Source organism: Mesorhizobium sp. M1322, assembly GCF_040318085.1.
GTDB lineage: Bacteria > Pseudomonadota > Alphaproteobacteria > Rhizobiales > Rhizobiaceae > Mesorhizobium.
In genome coordinates, this window is the sequence record NZ_JAMYLP010000187.1 from 1 (window position 1) to 2,625 (window position 2,625).

Consider the following 2,625-nt stretch of genomic DNA (forward strand, 5'->3'; position numbering starts at 1 on the left):
TCCAAGGCATCGTGATCTCCGTCGAATCTCAGCAATCCGACAGAATCACAACCTGCTGAAATCACTCACTCCTTTTTGGATCGGACACTAAGAAGTATCTCAATCTGGACGTGTCAGTGCTGAGGATTTCCGCCGTTATGCTGCGCGAGCTTCGCCGGCGCGGTGTTATCGAATTCGAGAAACTCCGATCGATCGTCGTTAAACGTACCGGCGCCGACGGGGAACTTGCATTCCTGCCCGCCCTCGGCTTCCTGTTTCTCCTAGGCCGCGTCGAATACCATTTGAAGAACGACATGCTTGAGTATAGGGCGGAATGAGATGCAGCTCAGTCGTCTCTATTCCAATTCAAGTGACATATTCGAGCCCATTGACTTTAATTCGGGCCGCGATGCCGATCGTCTGAATATCGTGATCGGCGAAGTTCACCGACCGCGCGATCGTAAGCGGGATTCACACAATCTCGGTAAGACAACCCTTCTCCATTTGATTGATTTTATGATGCTCAAGGGCATGTCGCCAGACCACTTCCTGGCGAAGCACCATGATCGATTTCAGAATTTTGTTTTCTTCCTCGAGATTGCTCTGAATGATGGCGACTACGCCACTGTGCGCCGCAGCGTAGAGTCGGCCACCAAGATTGCTATGCGTCGACACCCGGAGCGCGATCAGGACTTCACCGACGCAGCGGATGGTACCTGGGACCACGTCGATTTGCCCATCGATGAAGCCGTAAAACTTCTCGATGCCTGGCTCGATCTTCGCATCTTGAAGCCGTACGACTACCGGAAGGCGATCACTTATTTCCTGAGAGCCCAAGGGGATTGGAGCGATGAGCTCCAACTTCAAAAATTCCAAGCAGGGCGTGACGTCTACTGGAAGCCCTTCGTTGCTCACCTATTTGGGTTTGATTCCCGGCCTGTCGAGCGAAAGTACGAGCTTGACGAAGAAATTTCGAAACTGAAGCATAAGCAGGCTGAGCAACAGTCTGAGGTCCAATTCTCAGAAGATGAGCTCCCCAAGCTGACCGCCCGGATCGGGGTTCTCGAGCAGCAGATGAACCTGCTTGAGGAACAGCTCGATGCCTTCCGGTTCGACGATGAAGAGCGCCGTATCATGCGGGATCTGGTCGAGCAGGTGGAACGGGAAATCTCAGAACTCAACGAGCGGCTCTACAATATCAGGTACGACGTTCGACAGATCGACGCGGCTCTCGATCACAAGGACAAGTTTGACCTCAAGGAGGTCGAGTCAATTTTCAGCGAGTCCCAGCTCCACTTTCCCGGCCAGCTCAAGAAACAATACGAGGATCTCGTCGCTTTCAATAGAAAGGTGACCCACGAGCGAAACACAGCCCTACGCGGTCGCCGCAAAACACTTAATGCGGAGATGGCCGTCATTGATGTCAGGAAGGCCGAACTAGACGACAAGCGTGAACAACAGCTCCGTCTGCTCCGCAGCACCGACACCTTCGAAAAATTCAAGGTGCTTCAGAGGGAGTTGGCGGTCCAACGCGCCCAACTCGTGTACCTCGAGGAGCAGAGAAGAAAGCTTGAGCAAGTCGCGGAAACCGCAAAATTGGTCCGAGAAAGCGAACGTGAACGGGGCCGTGTCGTAGACGAGATTAAAACGATGGTCGCGCGTCCGACGCCGCTATTCGAACGGTTCAGCAAGACATTCAATGCCTATTGCCAGCGCGTCTTGAATCACGAGGGAATCTTCTACTTCGAGGTCAATTCAAACGGCAATTTCGATTACACCATCGGATTAGGATTGGCTGGGCAAGTCGGTCAGGCCTCAGGTCAAGGGGATGGCACAAGCTATAAGAAGCTGATCTGTGCCCTGTTCGATTTGTCACTTCTCAAAATCTATGAGAATGCGTCGTTCTTCCATTTTGTCTACCACGACGGCGTGTTCGAGGCCCTTGATGACAGAAAGAAACTTGCACTGCTGGAGGTGATCCGGGAGCAAATAGCTGTCGGGAAAACGCAGTACATCATGACGCTAATCGCAGCCGACCTTCCGAAGGATGCACAGGGCGACACGCTTTCATTCAATGATAATGAAATCATTCTGCGCCTGCATGATGAGGGTCCCTCAGGGCGATTGTTCAAGACGGCGGAATTTTAATATGCCGCATCGCTGTGGGCCTCAGCGTTAGGATTCGGACTTTAGTGCCCCATCGCAGAGGAATCATCCATTATTCTCTACCATTCTGCGGGTCATCCGTTGAGTTTGCGAGCGGCTCTCCATCTGTCCCCGCACAGGGAATGTACCCCGTGACAAGTGACCTTTCAAAAACACCGAGGTTCGCCACGTAGCTCAACAATAAGCACTCGGACAGTGCCGGAAGAATGCTAGTCTCGGGGCATGTTGAACGAAGCATTTCCAGCCATCACTGTCGAAACCTGCGAGAACCACGCGAGCGGGGAGCGATCCAAGCCGTTGACGCCGCGCGATGGCGAGCAGCCGGCACTATTCTCGATGCATGATCCATTTGGGATTCGTAAAGCTATCGTACCCTTGTTTTGGATGTAAGCGCTGTTCTCAGGCCACGGCCCTGAGTTCGGGAGCCGGGATGTAGGCCCAGGGCAGCAGGTCGTCGATCTGGCTGTTCGGGTGGCCATT

2 protein-coding genes are annotated in these 2,625 nt (G+C 53.3%); both read left to right on the forward strand.

The window, feature by feature from the left end; all coding sequences use genetic code 11:
- The first annotated feature begins 116 nt into the window (after positions 1–116).
- The gene (locus NKH12_RS30210; RefSeq protein ID WP_352956450.1) at positions 117–317 is read left to right on the forward strand and encodes an ABC-three component system middle component 8; all 201 of its coding nucleotides are present in this window, start codon (positions 117–119) and stop codon (positions 315–317) included.
- 1 nt (position 318) lies between these two features.
- Entirely contained in the window at positions 319–2,127 is a 1,809-nt protein-coding gene (locus tag NKH12_RS30215) for a DUF2326 domain-containing protein (RefSeq protein ID WP_352956452.1), read from the forward strand.
- Positions 2,128–2,625: the final 498 nt, after the last annotated feature.

Bases quoted from the DNA above. Each gene is read 5' to 3' on its own strand.
- NKH12_RS30215 (WP_352956452.1), top strand. From the start codon at position 319: ATGCAGCTCAGTCGTCTCTATTCCAATTCAAGTGACATATTCGAGCCC.